The sequence below is a fragment of the Candidatus Thioglobus sp. NP1 genome, from assembly GCF_003326015.1.
GTDB lineage: Bacteria > Pseudomonadota > Gammaproteobacteria > PS1 > Pseudothioglobaceae > Pseudothioglobus > Pseudothioglobus singularis_A.
This window is the reverse complement of sequence record NZ_CP023860.1, coordinates 468,828-489,310: the sequence shown is the minus strand read 5'-3', so window position 1 is coordinate 489,310 and position 20,483 is coordinate 468,828. Positions and strand designations below refer to the sequence as shown.

22 protein-coding genes are annotated in these 20,483 nt (G+C 35.4%); 14 read left to right on the top strand and 8 right to left on the bottom strand.

Going from position 1 to position 20,483, the window contains the following annotated elements; all coding sequences use genetic code 11:
• Positions 1–8: 8 nt before the first annotated feature.
• From CRN91_RS02480 to CRN91_RS02465, 4 genes are all read left to right on the top strand, one after another.
• A complete protein-coding gene (locus tag CRN91_RS02480) occupies positions 9–554 on the top strand; it encodes a DUF3299 domain-containing protein (RefSeq protein ID WP_254424960.1) in 546 nt (181 codons plus the stop codon).
• Entirely contained in the window at positions 547–963 is a 417-nt protein-coding gene (locus tag CRN91_RS02475) for a Fur family transcriptional regulator (RefSeq protein WP_114114874.1), read from the top strand. The genes CRN91_RS02480 and CRN91_RS02475 overlap by 8 nt, the downstream gene beginning before the upstream one ends.
• A 111-nt stretch (positions 964–1,074) precedes the next feature.
• On the top strand, positions 1,075–1,605 hold the full coding sequence (locus CRN91_RS02470) for a CIA30 family protein (protein WP_254424959.1): 531 nt from the start codon (positions 1,075–1,077) through the stop codon (positions 1,603–1,605).
• 17 nt (positions 1,606–1,622) lie between these two features.
• On the top strand, positions 1,623–4,058 hold the full coding sequence (locus tag CRN91_RS02465; protein WP_114114872.1) for a GcvT family protein: 2,436 nt from the start codon (positions 1,623–1,625) through the stop codon (positions 4,056–4,058).
• Positions 4,059–4,127: 69 nt separating this feature from the next.
• Here CRN91_RS02465 and CRN91_RS02460 read toward each other — a convergent pair whose 3' ends face one another.
• From CRN91_RS02460 to CRN91_RS02440, 5 genes are all read right to left on the bottom strand, one after another.
• Positions 4,128–4,571, bottom strand: coding sequence for a type II 3-dehydroquinate dehydratase (locus tag CRN91_RS02460; RefSeq protein WP_114114871.1), 444 nt, complete (start codon positions 4,569–4,571; stop codon positions 4,128–4,130).
• Entirely contained in the window at positions 4,571–5,038 is a 468-nt protein-coding gene (locus CRN91_RS02455) for a type II 3-dehydroquinate dehydratase (RefSeq protein ID WP_114114870.1), read from the bottom strand. The genes CRN91_RS02460 and CRN91_RS02455 overlap by 1 nt, the downstream gene beginning before the upstream one ends.
• Before the next feature lie 94 nt (positions 5,039–5,132).
• Complete coding sequence (locus CRN91_RS02450; protein ID WP_114114869.1) at positions 5,133–5,696, bottom strand: HD domain-containing protein; 564 nt, start codon at positions 5,694–5,696, stop codon at positions 5,133–5,135.
• Complete coding sequence (locus tag CRN91_RS02445) at positions 5,693–6,778, bottom strand: gamma-butyrobetaine dioxygenase (RefSeq protein ID WP_254424972.1); 1,086 nt, start codon at positions 6,776–6,778, stop codon at positions 5,693–5,695. The genes CRN91_RS02450 and CRN91_RS02445 overlap by 4 nt, the downstream gene beginning before the upstream one ends.
• Positions 6,779–6,861: 83 nt before the next feature.
• Positions 6,862–7,740, bottom strand: coding sequence for a phytanoyl-CoA dioxygenase family protein (locus CRN91_RS02440; protein ID WP_114114867.1), 879 nt, complete (start codon positions 7,738–7,740; stop codon positions 6,862–6,864).
• Positions 7,741–7,831: 91 nt separating this feature from the next.
• Between CRN91_RS02440 and CRN91_RS02435 the strand changes: the two genes are divergently transcribed.
• Positions 7,832–8,269: an NfeD family protein gene (locus CRN91_RS02435; RefSeq protein ID WP_114114866.1), complete on the top strand. Its 438-nt coding sequence runs from the start codon at positions 7,832–7,834 to the stop codon at positions 8,267–8,269.
• A gap of 20 nt (positions 8,270–8,289) precedes the next feature.
• On the opposite strand, the gene pyrE is transcribed toward CRN91_RS02435, so the two are convergent.
• Positions 8,290–8,931, bottom strand: a complete 642-nt coding sequence (pyrE, locus tag CRN91_RS02430; protein ID WP_114114865.1) for an orotate phosphoribosyltransferase — start codon at positions 8,929–8,931, stop codon at positions 8,290–8,292.
• A gap of 31 nt (positions 8,932–8,962) precedes the next feature.
• On the opposite strand from pyrE, the gene CRN91_RS02425 reads away from it, so the two are divergent.
• The 9 genes from CRN91_RS02425 to fabB all read left to right on the top strand — a co-directional run bounded on the left by CRN91_RS02425 (position 8,963) and on the right by fabB (position 17,694).
• Positions 8,963–9,724, top strand: a complete 762-nt coding sequence (locus CRN91_RS02425) for an exodeoxyribonuclease III (protein ID WP_114114864.1) — start codon at positions 8,963–8,965, stop codon at positions 9,722–9,724.
• On the top strand, positions 9,717–10,409 hold the full coding sequence (gene trmB / locus CRN91_RS02420; protein ID WP_114114863.1) for a tRNA (guanosine(46)-N7)-methyltransferase TrmB: 693 nt from the start codon (positions 9,717–9,719) through the stop codon (positions 10,407–10,409). Before CRN91_RS02425 ends, trmB begins: the two co-directional genes overlap by 8 nt.
• A complete protein-coding gene (locus tag CRN91_RS02415) occupies positions 10,410–10,865 on the top strand; it encodes an FxsA family protein (RefSeq protein ID WP_114114862.1) in 456 nt (151 codons plus the stop codon). It abuts the gene before it with no gap.
• A gap of 36 nt (positions 10,866–10,901) precedes the next feature.
• The gene (locus CRN91_RS02410) at positions 10,902–12,098 is read left to right on the top strand and encodes a bifunctional folylpolyglutamate synthase/dihydrofolate synthase (protein ID WP_114114861.1); all 1,197 of its coding nucleotides are present in this window, start codon (positions 10,902–10,904) and stop codon (positions 12,096–12,098) included.
• Positions 12,099–12,173: 75 nt separating this feature from the next.
• The gene (locus CRN91_RS02405; protein WP_114114860.1) at positions 12,174–13,070 is read left to right on the top strand and encodes a CvpA family protein; all 897 of its coding nucleotides are present in this window, start codon (positions 12,174–12,176) and stop codon (positions 13,068–13,070) included.
• A 3-nt stretch (positions 13,071–13,073) separates the two neighbouring features.
• Positions 13,074–14,591 (top strand): amidophosphoribosyltransferase, encoded by a 1,518-nt coding sequence (gene purF / locus CRN91_RS02400; protein WP_114114859.1) that lies wholly within the window; start codon positions 13,074–13,076, stop codon positions 14,589–14,591.
• Between the two features lie 137 nt (positions 14,592–14,728).
• Positions 14,729–15,898, top strand: a complete 1,170-nt coding sequence (locus CRN91_RS02395; RefSeq protein WP_114114858.1) for an O-succinylhomoserine sulfhydrylase — start codon at positions 14,729–14,731, stop codon at positions 15,896–15,898.
• 63 nt (positions 15,899–15,961) lie between these two features.
• Positions 15,962–16,474, top strand: coding sequence for a 3-hydroxyacyl-[acyl-carrier-protein] dehydratase FabA (gene fabA, locus CRN91_RS02390; protein WP_114114857.1), 513 nt, complete (start codon positions 15,962–15,964; stop codon positions 16,472–16,474).
• Positions 16,474–17,694: a beta-ketoacyl-ACP synthase I gene (fabB, locus tag CRN91_RS02385; RefSeq protein WP_114114856.1), complete on the top strand. Its 1,221-nt coding sequence runs from the start codon at positions 16,474–16,476 to the stop codon at positions 17,692–17,694. The genes fabA and fabB overlap by 1 nt, the downstream gene beginning before the upstream one ends.
• Before the next feature lie 18 nt (positions 17,695–17,712).
• Here the strand turns inward: fabB and secF are convergent, their stop codons facing one another.
• Both secF and secD read right to left on the bottom strand, forming a co-directional pair.
• Positions 17,713–18,639 (bottom strand): protein translocase subunit SecF, encoded by a 927-nt coding sequence (gene secF / locus CRN91_RS02380; RefSeq protein WP_114114855.1) that lies wholly within the window; start codon positions 18,637–18,639, stop codon positions 17,713–17,715.
• Complete coding sequence (secD, locus tag CRN91_RS02375) at positions 18,636–20,483, bottom strand: protein translocase subunit SecD (protein ID WP_114114854.1); 1,848 nt, start codon at positions 20,481–20,483, stop codon at positions 18,636–18,638. Before secD ends, secF begins: the two co-directional genes overlap by 4 nt.

Sequence of the window (20,483 nt, the reverse complement as noted above, 5' to 3'; positions counted from 1 at the left end):
ACTCAATCATGGCAAAAATAATTGCAATTTTTTTAATGGCCCTATCATTGAATTCCTTGGCAATAGTTGTCACTGATGACTATTTAATGGATCTTCAAGATAATTGGTTAAGCCTTGAACCAGCTGGTGCATACGATTTTATTCCTGATGACTTATCTTATGACACCTATATTAGTGAAGACTTTCAAAATAAACTTGATGAGGCTAGTAAGAAACTAAATATCTCACTAGAGGGTCAAGATATTGCATTGGCTGGCTTTATGGTTCCAGTTGAATATCAGGGTTCTGATGTAAGTAAGTTTTTACTTGTTCCAGAATCTGGGCAATGCATCCATGTTCCGCCCCCTCCTTTAAATCAAACACTGCTTGTTGATGCGTCAAGTGATCCAACAGAATTTCGAGATTTGTATGTACCTATAATTGTTTATGGCAGGATATCTGTTGGCTCTCAAAGTTTTGATATTGCAGATAGTGGGTATACTATTAGTGATGTGGTTATTGAAACACTGCACTTTGATGATGATGATTACAATATAGAGGAAAGTGATGATTGAAAGATCTGAGTTAATTTCCAAATGCCTAGATTCTGGAAGAAGTGCAACACCCCAAAGAATATCTATTGTCGATGAACTAAATCATTCAGGTAAAAATCTGTCTGCCTATGATCTATTGGGGCGACTAAAAGATAAAGGGCAAGCATTTAATATCAGCACAATTTATAGAGTTCTTGATTTCTGGATTGAAATGGATGTCGTGCATAAAATTGATTCAAGTAATACTTTTTTAATGTGTAATGACAGTCATACTAATCACTTTCATGTGTTACTTCATTGCTCCATGTGTAAGTCCATAGAGGAGTCTTGCCAAGTCTCTGCTCAACTATCATTACCAGAGTCAAATAAGTTTTCAATTAAGGACGGGCAAGTTATAGAATTTCAAGGATTTTGCAGTAAATGTAAATAATTTTTGACTAATTCCCCATATAATTAAATTTATTTTCTAGATATATTAATTCCTATGTTGAATAAATCTTTTAAGTCTTCAAAAGCATTCTTTTTTTTATCGATAATTTTCATGATTACTATTAACTCAAAAGCAATTGCTGTGGCCGACCTTTCATTTCCATTTAATGCAGATAGTGGAAACTACTGGCAGTACGTCAGTGATCGAGTAATGGGGGGTGTATCAGATGGCCAGGTAAATCTTGAACAAGATGGAGAAATGTTTTATGCAAGACTAACTGGTAATGTCAGTACAGCAAATAATGGTGGTTTTATTCAGTTACGATCAAGAGTCTCATTCGCAAACTCCGAAAGGGAAGGTAAAAATCTCAAAGGCGTTCGACTTAACGTAAGAGGAAATGGAGAAACATATTATATTCACATTCGAACCGATGAAAGTTATTCACCATCGGACTATTATGCTATTACTTTTAAGACAAATTCTGAGTGGCAAATGATAGATCTTCCTTTCAATAAATTTGAACGTAGATGGTCAAAAGAGACAGCCTTGGATCCAAAAAAAATTAGGAGTTTTGGAATTGTTGCTTATGGAAGAGATCATGTTTCTGATATTTCAGTTTCAACATTAGAGTTTTATTATTAAGCACATCAAGTATTAATATGAAATCAAGAGCCAGGGTTGTAGTTATTGGGGGAGGAATTGCGGGCTGTTCCACCTTATACCACCTTACTGAAGAGGGCTGGGCGGATGTTGTTCTAGTTGAGCGAAATGATCTTACTAGTGGAACCACTTGGCACTCTGCAGCGCAGGTTACTAATTTTGGCATGAACCAAACAATGGTTGGTTTAAAAACACATTCAATTAAATTATACAAAGAATTGTCTGATGATTCAGATCACCCAGTCAACTACAACTACGGTGATGGAGGAATAAGACTTGCCAGTACAAAAGAACAAATGCAGGGCTACCATCACTTTGTATCAATGGCTAGAGGTATGGATGTTAATTTTGAAGTCATTGATGCCAAGGAATGTCAACGACGTCATCCATTAATATCAACAGATAATTTAATTGGTGGATTATGGGATCCACTTGATGGTGATATAGACCCTTATCAATTATGTCACTCTTTAACTCGAAGAGCTCGAAAAGCTGGTGCTGAGGTTTACACAAATACTCCAGTAACTGCATTAGAACAATACCCAGATGGGACATGGAAGGTTACTACTGAGAATGGTAATATTGATTGTGATATTATTGTTAATGCCTGTGGATACAGGGTAAATGAGGTAGGCAAAATGATGGGCGTCCATCATCCTATAGCTTCTATGGAGCATCAGTACTTTTTAACAGAGGATATTCCAGAAATTATCCATTCAGATCATCGAATGCCTCTCTTAAGATGTCCTATATCTGATTATTATTGTCGACAAGATAAGAATGGACTTCTGATTGGATTTTATGAACAAAATTGTAAACCATGGGGGATGGATGGAATCGATCCAAACTTTGTGAATGCTCTCTGTCCGGATGATTTAGAGAGAGTGACTGATGTTTTGGATGGGGCATTTGAGCGCATGCCAGCTCTTATGAATGCTGGAATCAGAAGCATTATTAATGGCCCAATTACCTACACAATTGATGGTGCTCCACTGGTTGGAAAAATTCCAGGAAAAGAAAATGCTTTTTGCATAATTGGCTTAAGAGCTGGTCTTGGTGAAGGTGGCGGACACGGTTGGTTGCTTGCCCAACAAATTGTTCATGGTGAGGCATGCTATGACACTTGGTGTCTTGATCCTAGAAGATTTACCTCTCATGCGAATGTTGAAATGACCTCTCTAAAGGCCATTGAAGATTATCAAAATGAGTTTCGCTTTCATTTTCCTCATGAGCATCGCCCTACAGCTCGCAATGCAAAAACTACTCCTCTCACTCCAGTAATGGATTCAGAAAATGCTGCATTCACAGTGATTAATGGATGGGAGCGTGTTGAATATATAAAACCCTCAAAAGACTTTCAACCATCACTCTCTTTTCATTTTGATGAAACATTTGAAATTGTCGCAAAAGAAGTAAAGAACATACAAAACAATGTTGGACTCACCGAGGTCAATGGCTTTAATCGGTTTGAAATTAGTGGCCCAGATGCTGATACTTTTATCGATCGTATGTTTTGTGGAAATATTACTCACAAGCCAAGTCGAATTGGATTAGGTTATCTATTGAATGACTTTGGAATGATAAAAAGTGAGGCAACTATTTCTAATATTCCGTCATCAGATCGAGGGCCTAATCGAATCTGGTATGGTTCAGCTGCAGCATCGGAGTTCCATGATATGGATTGGCTAAAGCAACACTTAAAAGATGATGAAGAAGTCGCAATTAAAAGCCTAACTAATGATCAAACTATCCTCCTTTTAGCAGGGCCCAAAGCAAGAGATGTCTTATCAAGATGCAGCCGTGAAGACTGGAGTAAGGAGGCCTTTCCATGGCTAAGTGTCAGGGAATGTTTCATAGGTTTTTCTCCAGCCACCGTAATGTCAGTTAGCTTCTCAGGTGAGCTTGCTTATGAAGTGCATATCCCAAATTCATTTCTATACGCAGCTTATCTAACAATCTCTAATGCGGGAAAAGGTTTTGGAATGAAGCTTTTTGGGTCAAGAGCTGTAGAGTCCATGAGAATGGAAAAAGGATTTTTAGCATGGAAGTCAGACTTACTAACTGAGTTTGATCCTTATGAAACTGGCCTTGATCGTTTTGTCAATCTAAATAAAGATAACTTCATTGGAAAAAAAGCATTACAAAATCGCTTCAAAGATGGCATGAAACAAAAACTTGTCTGTCTAAAAATAGATAGTAAAAATTCTCCTGCATATGGTGGAGCCTCACTAATTGAAGATGATAAAGTCATTGGTACAATAACATCTGGAGAATGGGGACACAGAGTAAATCTCAACCTTGCATATGCATTTGTAAATCTAGATAAATCTATAGAAGGAACTAGAATGATGCTAGATTTATTAGGTGAAATGATTTCAGTTGAAGTCATTCCATTTGGGATTTATGATCCAAGTTATAGTCGAATATTAGCTTAGGATTGATATTTGTATTAAAACAGATATGCTGATATTTAATAACTTGAAATAATTATTAGAGTTTTATTTTTACTTATAGCTCTTTTGTAAATCTGCCAATAACTCAATGACATGACTATAGCCATCGGCACCAAGACCTGCAACAACGGCGTCCACTGCTGGTGAGATAAAAGAAATATGCCTAAAAGTTTCACGTAAATGTGGATTGGAAATATGCAGCTCTATCTTAAAGCCAGGGAAGGACTTTAGAGCATCGTGTATTGCAATTGATGAATGCGTATAGGCAGCTGCATTAATGACAATTGCATCAATTTTTTTATTTATTGCATCCTGAATCCATTCAACCAGTTCACCCTCATAATTAGACTGCATAAATTTAACATCATGGCCATCTTTAGAGCCCAAATTAATGCACTCCTTAGAAATACTGTCTAATGTCTCGTGACCATAAATTTCTGGCTCACGAGTGCCAAGTAGATTTATATTTGGACCATTGATAACATAGATGTTCATTAATTAATCCTCAGTTTTTTACTAACCGCTCTAATAGCTAGATCATAACTATGAATGCCAAACCCACTTACAAATCCAACACTGCCCTCAGATACTTTTATTGGTTTAGTAATATCAATCCCCTTTTGAAAGATATTAGCAATATGCACCTCAATAACTGGTTTATTCTGAAGGGTAATTGTCTCTATATTGGAAGTATATATATCGGAGTCTATCAAGGATGCATGAGAGTAGCCAATAGGGTTAATGATAAGTGCATCAAACTCTTTACAAGCACTTGTTAAATAATTTGTCAACTCAACCTCATCATCAGTCTGACAAAACACCAAAGATAGGCCTAAGCTCTCACAAGTTTCTAAGCATTTTTGCTGAACCTTCTCTAAAGTTAGATCATCATGACCATATTCACTAAAGTTACTTAAATCAGAGAGACCTGGTCCATTAATTATTAGTAATCTATTATTCATTAAGTGTTTAAATTCAATTTATTACAGCATTATTATACTTTCCGAATGAAGATATAGCGCATGTTTAAGAATAGAGAAATTTTTATAATTAATTTTAGTTTTTAACTAAAGATTCAATCAAAGCTCGATAATAAGAAAATGATGGACAAATTCTATTCGAATCTTTAGCATCTTCATCCCAATAACGGAGTTTGATACACTCTTCAAGATAATCATTTTTTTCAAACTCTATAACCTCCTCTGAGGACATTGGCCCCCCTTGCAGATTAAGAGTGTCTATCGATGCAGCAGAGAGCAATTCGAAGTATTCTGGTCTGACTGCACAGAGGTAGCGCTTTGTGGCAACATGTTGTCGAATAGGCTCTACAACAGATAGTGGAAAGTAGTCTTCTAAAAAATTAGCACCTGCCTCTTCATGATAATTATTTTTACCTTTAGCTAATGCTGTTTCTGGAATTTCATTTTGATAATGGCCAATATCATGCAACAGTGCGGCAACAATAAGACTATCATCTGCACCAGATTTTTTTGCACACTGAGCTGCTTGAAGCATATGCTGTGACATTGTAACGTCCTCACCTAAATAAGATTCAGCCCCTCGCCTATTAAAAATATCTTCAATATGATTTACAATATTATGGCTGTTAAGATTTGTCATTGCTTTGACTGTAGAATATTGAGAAGACTATAAAGGCCATCTAAATCAGCATATGCTCCCTGTAAATGACGCTTACCCTTTTTAGAAAAAGCTGTTCTAGCATGCATCACTCTCGTATTATCAAATAATATTATTTCACCAGGTAATAGCTGAAATGTAATCTTCAGCTGATCTCTTTCAATCACCTCACCCCAGTGACGATAGGCTGAATAAAACGATCGAATCTTCACTGCTGGAAGATTAATTGTATCTATAGAGCGATTGTTATACCGTACCTTAATAACTTCATTATTATCATTGACTTCAATCATTGGCACCCTTGATCTAAGGTCTGTTTCTTCGTCTTTAAAGCGAAAATTAATCCAGTTTTTTGTTAATGTTAAAAAATTATCACTACTTTCTTGTCGCAGAATTTTTGCAGCATTAAAACCATCTACTAAAACTGAATCACCGCCCTCAGTTGAGCTCTCTAAGCAGTGCAAGAGTTGAACTGTTGGAACAGGATCACGATATGGATTATCAGTATGAGAACCAAGCCCCATATTTGTATATGCAAGATTATTTGGATTAACTTCTGTGCGAACCTCGAATAATTTGCCATAATTTGTCTCTCTAGTAAATCCCAATTCTTTTATAACCGCTAGAACTTGGCCTTCTTTAGTAGGAGCATCTTTTATGATACAAAACCCCATGTCCCTAATGGAACATAAAACTTGTAACTTACCTTCAATATTTTGATGAAAGTAATTATATGAAATTTTTGGCACACCATCATTAAAAGTATTTTTTTGCCAAAGTTTTTTATTTTTTTCACTTCTATCATCGAAGTGATTATTAAGGTCATAACAGTTTTTTCTTAACCAATCCTGTGAAAAAACTGATAAGTGGTTTTCAGGCTGAAAAAGAATACAAACATTGCCCTCTGAATCTTGAGTAACTTCTTCAATATATAGATCTTTACGAATATCAATAATACTAAATAAGCGTTGGCCATTATTCTCATTTCTTGATACAGGCATTTGACAATGATCGCGCAACCAATGACTAAATAGTTGACTTTGCTTACCGTCTTGCCAAACAATGATAAGATCATCATTCTCTAAAGTAAGTTTTTTAATTAGTTTGATTTAGTGCACTCCAAGCCAGTCTTTTTTTTAATAAATTATTACATTCCCACACTTTTACTTTTAGATTGTTGTCCAAAGAATGAAGCCTCTTTAGGATATTCTGGCAACTCAACACTATAACTAGTGCATCTTACAGTTCCAGTTTCTTCACCTCTAACAATCATCCCAACCAACTCACTTGGGAGATGGTTTGGGGAGAGCGCAACAGCATCTTCAGCCTTATAAGTAATAATAAATAAAGATCGTGAAAGCTTAGAGAGATTTGGTCCAGAGCCATGTAATAACTTTCCATGCATTAGGCATGCTGAGCCAGCTTTACCAATACAACTTATAGCTTGTTTTCTACTTGCAGATTCAACTTTTGCATCTACCGCCCCAGTAAAAATGCCATTATGCCAATGAGAAAAGAGCGGACCATTATGTGTTCCAGGAACAACTTCAAGAGGCCCATTTTCAAGAGTTACGTCATCTAGAAAATACAGAACTGTCATAATATCTTGATTAGAATGAGGCTCAAAAGGAAAATCTTGATGAAACTTTACTTCAGTCCCAGAACTGGGTAACTTAAGGTTTATTTTGTTGCCTAAATGTGTGATATTTGGCCCAAAAATATCAGCAACAAGATCAAGTGCGTTATTATCTTTGACAACATCAAGACAGATATCTGAAATTTCAGCAGGTGAGGTAATTCTTCTCACAGCTGGAGTCTCACTAGTATGACTTTTTAATTCAAGGTCAAAGCGTGGCCTTCCATCCATGATCTCACCAAAATTTTCGTTATGGCTTTTACTTTCCTCAACCCAGGCAGCAAGCTGTTCATTAACTGCTAGTAATTGATCATCAGAAAGAGCATTTTCAAAAAATATGTAACCATCTTTATTAAACTGATCGATCAACTCTTGATTATTTTTTTTCATATTTAGCCTCCAAATCGAATTATGTACTAAATCAGTGAAAAAATAAAGAAAAATTTAATACCTTAATAGAAAGAATATAAAATTGGTACCCATGGAATTGTTATTCGAAAATTTAAACTATATGCACTGGCTAGTAATTGGTCTTGTTCTTATAATTATTGAATTATTTGTTTGGACTGTATTCCTTTTATGGATTGGAGCATCTGCAATTACTGTTAGTATTATTTTCTATCTTATTCCAGAAATTTCAGGAACCTTACAGTTAATTATTTTTCTAGTCCTAGCAAGTTCAGCTACTTATTTATCAAAAAAATATTACCCAGTTAAAACAGTAGATGATCAACTTAATGACAAAGCTAAAAAATATATTGGTAAAGAGTGCATTATTGAATCAATAGAAAATGGAGTTACTAAAGTTAAAATAGGGGAATCTCTTTGGTTTGCTAAAGGTTCAAATCTTAGTGCTGGTCAAACAGTTAAAATTATTGATGTTGAGTCCTCAACCTTTATTATTGAACCTTTAAAATAAAGCGTTTCATAACAACTTGATTAGTTGATGCCGTATTGAGATCTATAGTGCTCAATTCTTAGAAGAGCTTCCTCATCTTTTGAATCTTTTAAATAATCAACAATGTGAGATAAGTTAATAATACTTAGAACTTTAACTCCAAAAAATTCCTCAACCTCTTGGATCGCTGAAAGTTTGCTATTCCCTTTTTCCTGACGATCTAAGGCAACTATAACTCCTTTTGTTTTAGCACCATTAGCCGTGATAATATCTTGCGCCTCTCGAATTGCAGTTCCCGCTGTTATGACATCATCAATGATTAGAATATCGCCCTCTAAAGGGTGTCCAACAATACTGCCACCCTCTCCATGATCTTTCGCTTCTTTGCGATTAAAGCTGTAAGGAATATTTCTTCCAAGACTGTCATTAAGCGCAATTGCTGTTGCAGTCGCCAAAGGAATTCCTTTGTAAGCAGGGCCAAAAAGGACATCAAACTTAAGCCCACTTGCTTCGATTGCTTTTGCATAGAAAATACCTAGTTGTGATAAATGACTTCCAGAATTAAATAGTCCTGCGTTAAAAAAATAAGGACTAATTCGACCAGACTTAAGAGTAAATTCACCAAATTTAAGGACACCGGTTGCTAACGTAAAATCTACAAAATCCTTTTGATACTGTTCCATTGGTTATTCCTAAACTATTAAAATAAGTGCAATGAGAATTATAACAATTAATGTTAATGGAATTAGAGCTGCTGAAAGAAAAGGCTTTTTTAGTTGGTTGAAAAAACAAAATGCTGACGTTGTGTGCTTACAAGAAATTAAAGCGCAAGAAGATCAACTAGATGAGCGCTTTTACCCAGATGATATGCACACTTTTTATCATCCTGCAGAGCGAAAAGGATACAGCGGCACGGGTTTGTACTGTAAATCAAAACCTGATAAGATTTCTTATAGTCCATGGGAAGATATGAATATAGAAGGAAGGATTATTCAGGCTGACTTTGAAGATTTAAGTGTGGTCTCAATCTATTTACCCTCAGGCTCATCAAAAGAAGAAAGGCAAGCCTTCAAGATGGAATTTATCTATGACCGTTTTCTACCTCACCTGCGCAAACTGCAAAAAGATGGCAGAAGATACATCATTTGTGGTGACTGGAATATTGCTCATAAAAAAATTGATTTAAAAAATTGGAGAGGTAATCAAAAGAACTCTGGCTTTCTTCCAGAAGAAAGGGCTTGGCTAGATATACTCTATGATGAAGTTGGCTATATTGATTCTTTTAGAGAAATTAATCAGGAAGAATTTCAATACACCTGGTGGTCTAATCGAGGACAAGCATGGGCTAATAATACGGGTTGGCGTCTTGATTATCAGGTTGTCAGCTCCAACATGGCTGGTCTTGCAACTTCATGCGAAATTTATAAGGAGGAACGCTTTTCTGACCACTCTCCTTTAATTATTGACTATGACTGAAGTTCATTTAAGAAAAATTCAAAGTTTTGTTAAAAGATCTGGAAGACTTTCTAAGGCACAAGCTATCGGTCTAAATGAACTTTGGAGTGATTATGGTATTAATATCACTAAAGATCTTCTTAATTTTGATGAGTTTTTTTTGAATACCAATAATATTACCCTTGAGGTTGGATTTGGTAATGGTGATAGTTTACTTGAGATGGCAATAAAGCAACCAAATCAAAACTTTCTTGGCATAGAAGTTTATGAGGCAGGTGTTGGAAGACTAATTAATGAGGCTAGTAAGAATAATCTTAATAACCTTAAAATCATAAAAGAAGATGCTGTAGAGGTTCTTAATAATAATATTACGGATAATAGTATTTCCCATTTCCAATTATTTTTTCCTGATCCTTGGCACAAAAAGAAACATCATAAGCGTAGAATTGTTCAAACTAGCTTTTTAGATTTGCTTTCAAAAAAGCTTAAAAATAACGGAATTGTTCATATTGCTACTGACTGGGAGAACTATGCAGAGCATATTATGGAGATGCTAGAATTACATAAACACTTTAAAAACAATGCTGGTGACCATATATATTCTGAAAGACCAGTGAATCGACCACTTACTAAATTTGAAAATCGTGGTCATAAACTAGGTCATGGTGTTTGGGATATTATTTTTACAAACATAAAAGGAGGTTAAATGTTATTTCCTATATTTGTTGTTGTTACTCTTGCTGAAATTTATGTTCTTGTCAGTGTAGGCCAAGCAATAGGTGGTCTTTCTACAGTATTACTTGTTATTGTTACTGCTTTGATTGGCTCAACACTTCTTAAGCAACAGGGCTGGTCAACCTTGGCAAAAGCTCAACAGGGTTTAGCTGAAGGAAGGTCGCCAGCTATAGAAATACTTGAGGGTGTCGTTATTTTAGTTTCAGGCGTTCTTCTTCTGACTCCTGGCTTTATAACAGACGGTCTTGGACTTCTTGGCTTAATGCCTTGGAGTAGAAGTTATTTTATTAATCACTTTTTAGAAAAGAATGCTGAGCGTGTATTTAAACAAAGAAGCTCAGTTTTTATCAATAAAAGTAAAAATAACAATTCAAAGACTGACAATAAAGATGAAACAATTGAGGGTGAGTTTTGGGAAGATAAATAACCTAAAATAATTTTTGATTTAATAAAAACCCCTCATATGCAAACTAAAAGAACTCTTGATGAATGGTTAACATGGCAAGAAACCCTCATGGAAGAAACCATTGTTTTAGGATTGGACAGGGTCAAAATAGTCTATGATGAACTCTTCCCAAATGGTGTCCCATTTAAAGTTATTACTATTGGTGGAACAAACGGCAAAGGCTCTAGCATTGCTTTCATTGATAGTATTTATGAACAATCAAAGTATAAAATAGGTCGCTCCACATCACCGCATCTCCTAAAATATAATGAACGCTTTGCAATAGATGGTAAGGAAGTTTCTGATGCCTCAATAATTAGTGCTTTTGAGTTAATAGAACAAAAACGTGACAATATCACCTTAACCTACTTTGAATTCTCTACCCTCGCAACACTAATTATTTTTGCAGACGCAAGAGTTGATCTTGCCCTTCTTGAGGTTGGACTTGGTGGAAGACTTGACTCTGTAAATGTTGTTGACTGCAATGTCAGCATAATTACAAACATTGCAATTGACCATATCGAATATCTTGGAGATACTAGAGAGGCTATAGGTTATGAAAAAGCTGGCATCATGCGTAACTCTATTCACTGTATTTGTGGTGATCAAGACCCGCCATTAAGCTTATTAAATTATGCAAAAGAAATAAATGCCCCCTTAACTCTTATTAAAGAGGGATATCAAGGTGAAATTGGTCTCGAAGGAGCCCACCAAAGAATTAATGCAGCGGTTGCTATTAAGGCAATTGAAAAGCTCAACTACCTCTTCCCTGTAACAAATAATATGATCGTTGAGGGAATAAAAAAAGCTCAAATTGCCGCACGATTTCAAAAAATAATTATTGGAGATAAAACTGTTATTCTTGATGTAGCGCATAACCCAGCTGCGGTTGAAACTCTGGTAAATACCCTTTTAGAATCACCAATAGAAACAGTGGCAATTTTTTCAGCGCTTGCTGATAAAAACATTGACGACATGATTAAGCTCTCATCAAATTCAATTAAGCAATGGTTCTTAGTTCCGCTCTCTTCAGAACGCTCAATTCAATTAGATGCTCTTAATGATAAGTTTGCTGACTCTCAAACAACAACAGTATGTGCCAATATGGATAGTGCAATTAATGAAACTCTAGGGCTTAAAAATATAAAAAGAATTGTTATTTTTGGCTCTTTTTATACGATTGCAGATGCCTCAGAGATATTGAATTTAATGTAAGCATTATTAGTTATTTTAGTTAGCAACAGACCCTAAGAAACTGTTGTAAAATTGTTGCTAACAAACAGGGAGGCCATGGGTAATTTTTTTAACAACTTTTGGAATACTATAAGTTTACTGGCTTGGTCAGATTGGCTTACCCTTATCATTCTAATAATTTTTGTTATAAGAGGCTTTATTCAAGGTCTAGCAAAAGAAATTATTAGCCTTATTTTTGTAATTTTAGCCATTATCATTGCTTGGCTGTATTACGATGAATTTGCAAATACTTTTCTGAGTAATTGGATTAGTTCGGAGAGTCAGTCAATTTTTGCACTTTCTTTTGGTTTTATATTTATAGGCTCCTGGCTTATAAAAGAGGGCTTCTATAGATTAACAGCCTACTGTTCTCGTATTGTAAATCCATGTGATTTAAATAGGCCTTTTGCTATGTCTGTTATTACACTAATAATTGCCATTATAAGCTACAATTATCTGGGAATTATTTCTGATATTAAGGCTATTGAAGCAACAATTGTCAATGAATCTTTACGAAATTTTGTAGCGTTTGTTATTGTTTTAATGGCTTTTATTCTGGCTACACTTGCTCTATCAAAAATTCTCAATATTAAAATTGATAATGAGGGTCCTTGCTTCATGGAGCCAGGATTTAGTAGATTTATAAGAATTTTTAGCTCAATTGATGTTCTGATAAATGCAAGGAATATTGGTGGTTTAAAAAATAATTTATTTGGGTCCATATTAGGTTTATTTAAGGGTGGAATTTTTGTTCTGATAATTGTCCTAATACTCCAAAGCATGACATGGGTCACCCAAAATCATGGCTGGGTTGAGACAAGTGGGGCACTAAGAACTTTTCAAGATTGGTCAGTAGACATCAAACCTTTGCTATCAAAACATTTATTATTTATTGAACTTGAGCCTGGTGATGCTGTTGTTGAGTTCATCGAGAACGAAATTTTAGGGGATTAGTTTATGTGTGGTATCGTGGGTATTCTCTCAACTACAAAAAAAGATGTATGTCTTTATATTTATGATGCACTTACAATTATTCAGCATCGTGGTCAAGATGCAGCAGGGATAACAACAGCAAGCAAGGGGCGTTTTTGTATGCGCAAAGGTAACGGCCTTGTAAAAAATGTTTTTAGAACTCATGACATGGAAAATTTAGTCGGTGATATGGGTATAGGACATGTCCGATATCCCACAGCTGGAAGCTCTTCTGAAGCAGAAGCTCAACCATTTTATGTAAACTCACCCTATGGAATAGCATTTGCCCATAATGGTAATTTAACTAATGCCGAAGCATTATCCAAAGAAATATTTGAACAAGATCTTCGACATCTCAATACTAATTCTGACTCTGAAGTACTTCTGAATATTCTTGCTAGTGAGATAGCTGAAGAACAAAAACATAGGATAAATGAAAATGATATTTTCAAAGCAGTCACCAAACTTCATAACAGAGTTAGAGGGGCTTATGCTGCTATTGGAATGATTCCAGGCTACGGTATATTTGGATTTAGGGATCCACATGGAATAAGACCCTTGATACTAGGCGAAAGAACTACTAAGAATGGCACTAAATATATGCTTACTTCAGAAAGTGTTGGTCTTACCGCGCTTGGTTTTAAAATTACTCGTGATATAAAACCTGGTGAGGCAATTGTCATTGACCGGAATGGTAAAGTTCATTCTCATCAGTGTTCTGAAAACTCAATATTGTCTCCATGCATCTTTGAGTTTGTTTATTTTGCAAGGCCAGATTCAATTATTGATAATATTTCAGTCTATAAATCCCGCTTAAGAATGGGTGAAAAACTTGCTGAAAAAATCAAATTAAAATGGTCTATAGAAGATATTGATGTAGTAATGCCTGTTCCTGACACATCAAGAACAGCTGCTCTTCAACTAGCTAATGAATTAGATTTGAAGTATAGAGAAGGTTTTATTAAAAATCGTTATATTGCAAGGACCTTTATAATGCCAGGGCAAAAACAACGAAAAAAATCTGTACGCCAAAAGTTAAGTGCGATAGAACTTGAATTCAAGGATAAGAATGTTCTTTTAGTCGATGACTCGATTGTTCGAGGAACTACAAGCCAAGAGATTGTTCAAATGGCTAGGGCTGCTGGCGCTAAAAAAGTCTTCTTCGCATCTGCCGCACCCCCAGTTCGATATCCAAATGTCTATGGCATTGATATGGCGAGTAAAAATGAATTTGTTGCGCACAATAAAACCACAGATGAGGTATGTAAAACAATTGGTGCTGATAAATTAATTTATCAAAATCTTGAAGATCTTATCTGGTCAGTTCAACAAGGAAATCCTGATATCTTATCTTTTGATTGCTCTTGCTTTGATGGAAACTACCTTACAAAAGATATTGACACGCCCTATCTAGATAATCTTGAGGCACTAAGATCTGATAAGGCTAAACAAAATGATCAAAATAATGTGAGTTCAGAGTTAATTTATAACGACGCTGATTAATTTAAAAGACCTTTTGCCAATTATTCAAATAGAGTTTATAATGATACTTAAATAAGGATTAGTTCACCTCACGAACTGGGCATTTGTTCCCTATTGTCGCCCTAGGATTTCCTTAAAGCACTAAAACGGAGGTGGCTATGTCTCAACCCTTTCAAGATAAAAGTTTTCAAACCAAAGCAATTCGTTCTAATAATCAATTCACACAAGAACAAGAGCATTCTGCAGCGATTTTCCTAACCTCAAGTTTCCAATTTGATAGTGCTGAACAAGCAGCTAATCGGTTCGAAAAAAAAGAGCTAGGTAATGTATATTCGCGATTTACAAACCCAACAGTTGATGCATTTCAAAAAAAATTAGCTACCCTTGAAGGTGCTGAGTTATGTCAGGCAACAGCAAGTGGAATGTCAGCAATTTTTGCAACGATAATGACTCTACTTAAGCCTGGTGATCATATGGTTGCATCTCTTGATATGTTTGGAACAACAATAGTTCTTTTAAATAGCATTATTAGAAAATTTGAAATCAAAGTTACTTTTGCAGATTTATCTAATACTAAGGCTTGGGAATATAGCATCCAAGAAAATACTAAATTATTTTTACTTGAAACGCCCTCAAATCCATTAGGAGAGGTAGCAGATTTAAAAGCATTATCAGCTATTTCAAAGAAAAATAATATCATTCTAGCAGTTGATAATTGTATTATGACTCCTGCCCTTCAACAACCTTTATTATTAGGTGCTGATCTTGTCATCCATTCTGCCACTAAATATTTAGATGGGCAAGGTCGATGTCTTGCAGGTGCTGTTTTAGGAAATAGAGAACTTATTGAGGAAATTAGTTCATTTACAAGGAGTACTGGACCCACACTAAGTGCATTCAATGCTTGGATAATTCTTAAAGGTCTTGAGACACTTGGATTAAGAATGCAGGCACATTGTGAAAATGCCAAAAAACTTGCTAGCTGGCTTTGTAAGCAATCATTTGTAAAAAAAGTTTACTATCTTGGACTTGAAAATCACCCTCATCATCATATTGCCAAGAAACAGCAATCTAATTTTGGTGGCATAGTTTCATTTGAGATTGTAGGTGGAAAATCTGAAGCTTTTCGCTTAATAAACAATACAAAAATGCTTTCAATTACTGCAAATCTTGGTGATACAAAAACGACCATCACCCATCCTGCAACTACAACTCATGCTAGGCTATCAATTGAAGAAAAAAAACTAAGTAACATTAAAGAAAACCTTATACGTATTTCAGTTGGATTAGAGAATATTGAAGATATTATTGATGACTTAAAGTTATAAGTTGAATTTGTATACTAATTTAACTATGATAAAATTCATGTAATACTTGATATATCGGTGCTTATGAAGCAAAACAGCTACTCATATGATGATTTAATTAGTTGTGGAAAGGGGGAATTATTTGGCCCTGGTAATGCCCAACTCCCACAACCTCCAATGTTGATGTTCGATCGCATTACTGACATCACAGAAAATGGTGGTGATTATGGAAAAGGTGGTATGACTGCAGAATTAGATATTAATCCAAGCTTATGGTTTTTTGATTGTCACTTTAATGAAGATCCAGTAATGCCTGGATGCTTAGGTGTTGATGCAATGTGGCAATTAGTTGGCTTTTATCTTGGTTGGCTTGGAGGACCTGGTAGAGGACGAGCACTAGGTTCTGGCCAAATTAAATTCACTGGTCAAGTACTTCCAACAAGTAAAAAAGTCACCTACAATGTCAGTCTTTCTAGAGTAATTGCAAGAAAGCTTTATATGGGAATTGCAGATGCAACTATGGAAGTTGATGGAAAAATTATTTATGAGGCTACAAACTTAAAAGTAGGTTTATTCACAGATACCTCCTCATTCTGATGAATCGAGTCGTCATTACTGGAATGGGCATTGTTAGTAGCTTAGGTGCTAATAAATCAGAAGTTCTAAATTCTTTAAAAACCTCAAAGTCTGGTATTGAGTTTAGCGAAAAGTACGCAGAGATGGGACTGAGATCTCATGTCCATGGTTCAGTTTCAGAAATTGATACAACTGAAGTTATAGATCGTAAAATGCTTCGATTTATGGCTGATGCAGCAATATATAACGCTATTGCTCTTGATGAAGCCATCAAACAGTCTGGGTTGACTGAAGAAATGATCTCAAATGAACGTTCAGGTTTAATTATGGGTTCTGGGGGTGCTTCAAATATAAATGTTGTTGAGGCTGCTGATATTTTAAGAGAAAGAGGTATAAAACGTGTTGGTCCATATCGTGTTCCAAGAACTATGGGGTCAACAACTTCGGCCTGTCTTTCAACACTATTCAAAATAAAGGGGGTTAATTATTCAATTAGCTCAGCCTGCTCAACAAGTGCTCACTGTATTGGTAACGCAATGGAACAAATTCAACTAGGAAAGCAAGATGTTGTTTTTGCAGGTGGTGGTGAGGAATTAGACTGGTCAACTTCAATGCTATTTGACTCTATGGGTGCACTTTCTTCAAAATACAATGATGCGCCTGAGGCTGCATCAAGAGCATTTGATGCTAACCGTGATGGCTTTGTAATTTCAGGTGGGGGCGGTGCACTTATTCTTGAATCTTTAGATCATGCTGCAGCTCGAGGAGCAACAATAATTGCTGAACTTGTTGGCTATGGTGCAACTTCAGATGGTTATGATATGGTAGCTCCATCTGGTGAAGGAGCAAAGCGTTGTATGGAGATTGCAACTAGCACTATTAATGGTTCTATTGACTATATTAATGCCCATGGAACATCAACACCAGTGGGTGATGTTAAAGAGTTACAAGCTATTAAAAAAGTTTTTAGTAATTCAGAGTTGCCATTAATTGGATCTACCAAATCTCTTTCTGGCCATGCATTAGGAGCTGCAGGGGTAAATGAATCTATATATTCATTATTGATGCTTCAAAATGATTTTGTAGCTGAGTCAGTTAATATAGAAACTCTTGATGAAGAGGCCAAAGGTATGCCAATTGTTAGAGAAATAAAAGATATAAAACTCAATAGAGTCTTATCAAATAGCTTTGGTTTTGGAGGAACTAATGCTTGCCTTGTTTTTGAAAGGTTTAATCAATAAAAAATAGAGCTTAATAGTCTATGGCCTAGCGTCAATCTCTTTTTGCTCTTTCTCCGAAGGAAGCATATCTTCCTTAGAAATTCCAAGAGCTAAAATCATAGAACTTGCAACATAAATTGATGAGTAAGTACCAATAATAACTCCAATTAGAAGGGCGCCAGCAAAACTATGAATAACCTCACCTCCTAAATAAAATAGCGCAAGAAGAACTATCAACGTTGTGAATGACGTCATCAAAGTTCTTGATAATGTTTGATTAAGAGCCTCATTTATAATTGGTTTTGGCTCTATATGGCGAGTAGCTAAAAAGTTCTCTCTAATTCTATCAAATACTACTATAGTATCATTTAGTGAATAGCCAATTACTGCCAGGATTGCAGCTAACACTGTTAAGTCAAACTCTATCTGAAGTAGAGAAAAAACTCCTAAGGTAATAATCACGTCATGGACTAGAGCAGCAATTGATCCTAAAGCAAATCGATATTCAAATCGAAATGCAACGTAAATTAAAATCCCAATGAGCGCATAAAGCATTGCTAAACCACCATCATTAGTTAATTCTTCACCTACTTTAGGTCCAACAAACTCAACCCTTCTTACATCAACATCTTCCCCAAGCATTCTAATAATTGAAGAACTTAATTTTGCACTTGTTACAGCTTGTGGTTCTAGTTGAATTAAAACCTCCGTATCAGAACCAAAATATTGCACATTTGTTCCTGAGTAATTAGCAGATTCAAGTTTTGATCTAATATCTTCTAAATCTGCTGTTTTATCATAACCCAACTCTATAAGCGTTCCACCTGTAAAGTCAATACCAAACTTTAACCCTTGAAAACCAATAGATGCAATTGAAACTATCAGCAAAATTGCTGAGAAAATCATTGCATACTTGCGTTTACTAACAAAGTCGATAACTGGAATATTTAATGATCTAATACTCATATTGACAACTCCTCAACTTTTTTACCGCCATAAATTAAATTAATTACCGCTCTTGATACGATAATGGCGGTAAACATTGAAGTAATGATTCCAATTGAAAGGGTAACAGCAAAACCCTTAATGGCTCCTGTACCGAAGCTAAACAATACTAATGATGCAATGAGTGTTGTAATATTTGCATCAGCAATTGTAAGTAGCGCTTTTTCATATCCAGCAGAAATAGCTTTTTGTATATTTTTCGTTGCACGTAACTCTTCCTTGACACGTTCAAAAATTAATACGTTAGCATCTACTGCCATTCCAACTGTTAGAACAATACCTGCAATCCCTGGTAATGTTAGAGTCGCCTGAATCATTGATAAAATTGAGACGATTGTTATTAAATTTAGCGTAAGAGCAAGGTTTGCAACTAATCCAAAAACACGGTAACGCCATCCCATAAAAACCAGAACCAATGCAAATCCAACAAGAACTGAGATTAAACCTTTTTGAATATTATCGGCACCAAGGCTAGGACCAATTGTTCTTTCTTCAATAATTTCAACAGGTGCTGATAAAGATCCAGCCCTTAATAAAAGAGCAAGATTTGTTGCCTCTCTAGCACTATCTAAACCAGTTATTTGAAAGCGATTTGAAAAAGTTCCCTGTATTGTTGCTGCATTAATAATATCTTGGGTTTTAGTTCTTTTTTTAGTGGCAACACCATCCACTATTAATGTTTCGACTTGATTCTCAATAAACACAACTGCCATTCTATAACCAATAAATTCCTTAGTGGTATCAAGCATAGACCTTCCACCAGAGCCATCAAGAACAATACTAACACTAGGTTGATTATTTTCATCCATGCTTGAAGAAGCATCAACTATATTTTCACCAGCTGTAATTACGTTAGTTTTTAACAATAAAGGCCGCCCATCTTTAAACTTATATAACTTAGAGCCTGCTGGTGTTTTTCCTGAATTGACAGCAGTTTGGACATCATTTTTTTCGTCAACTAAACGAAACTCTACTGTTGCAACTGCACCTAAGATTTCTTTAGCCCTAGCAGTATCTTGGACTCCAGGGAGCTGGACCACAATTCTTTCTGTACCTTGTTGCTGAATAATTGGCTCCGCAACGCCTAATTCATTTACACGATTGCGAAGTGTCGTTATATTTTGCTTAAGAGCGCTCGATTTTGCAGTTGTTTTAGCAGTGGATGAAATTTCTAGACCCAATTCAAGCTCTTGCTCAGTATCTTCAGCAATAGCTAGGTCTGGCAAATCTTTTTTAATTATTTTTTTTGCCTGATTCTTAAGCTCTTCACTCTTAAAACTAACTATTAAGAGATTATCTTCTTTTCTAATTTTTTTATATAATTTATCCTTACGAAGGGTTGTTCTTAATTCATTGTAATAACGATCCATAGACATAGAAATAACTGCATCCATATCTACTTCCAGTAAAAAATGAACGCCGCCCCTGAGATCAAGCCCAAGAGACATGGCTTTTCCTCCTAGTCCCTCCAACCATTGGGGAACAGAGGGGGCAAGATTTAAAGCTGTAACATAATTTCTACTGAGTTTTTCTTTTAATAATGCTTTAGATGATAGTTGAGATTGAGAATCACTAAATCTAATCAAGATATTTTTATCCTGAAATCCTAGTGATTTGAATGCAATATTATTTTCAAGTAACTCATTATTTATAGTTTCTAAATCATTATCATCAACAATATAATCACCTGCACCTGTAATCTGTATAGCAAGATCCGAGCCATAAAGGTTTGGCAATGCATATAGTGTTGAAATAAACAGGAAGAATACAATTAATGTATTTTTCCAGGCTGCGTAATGATTCAT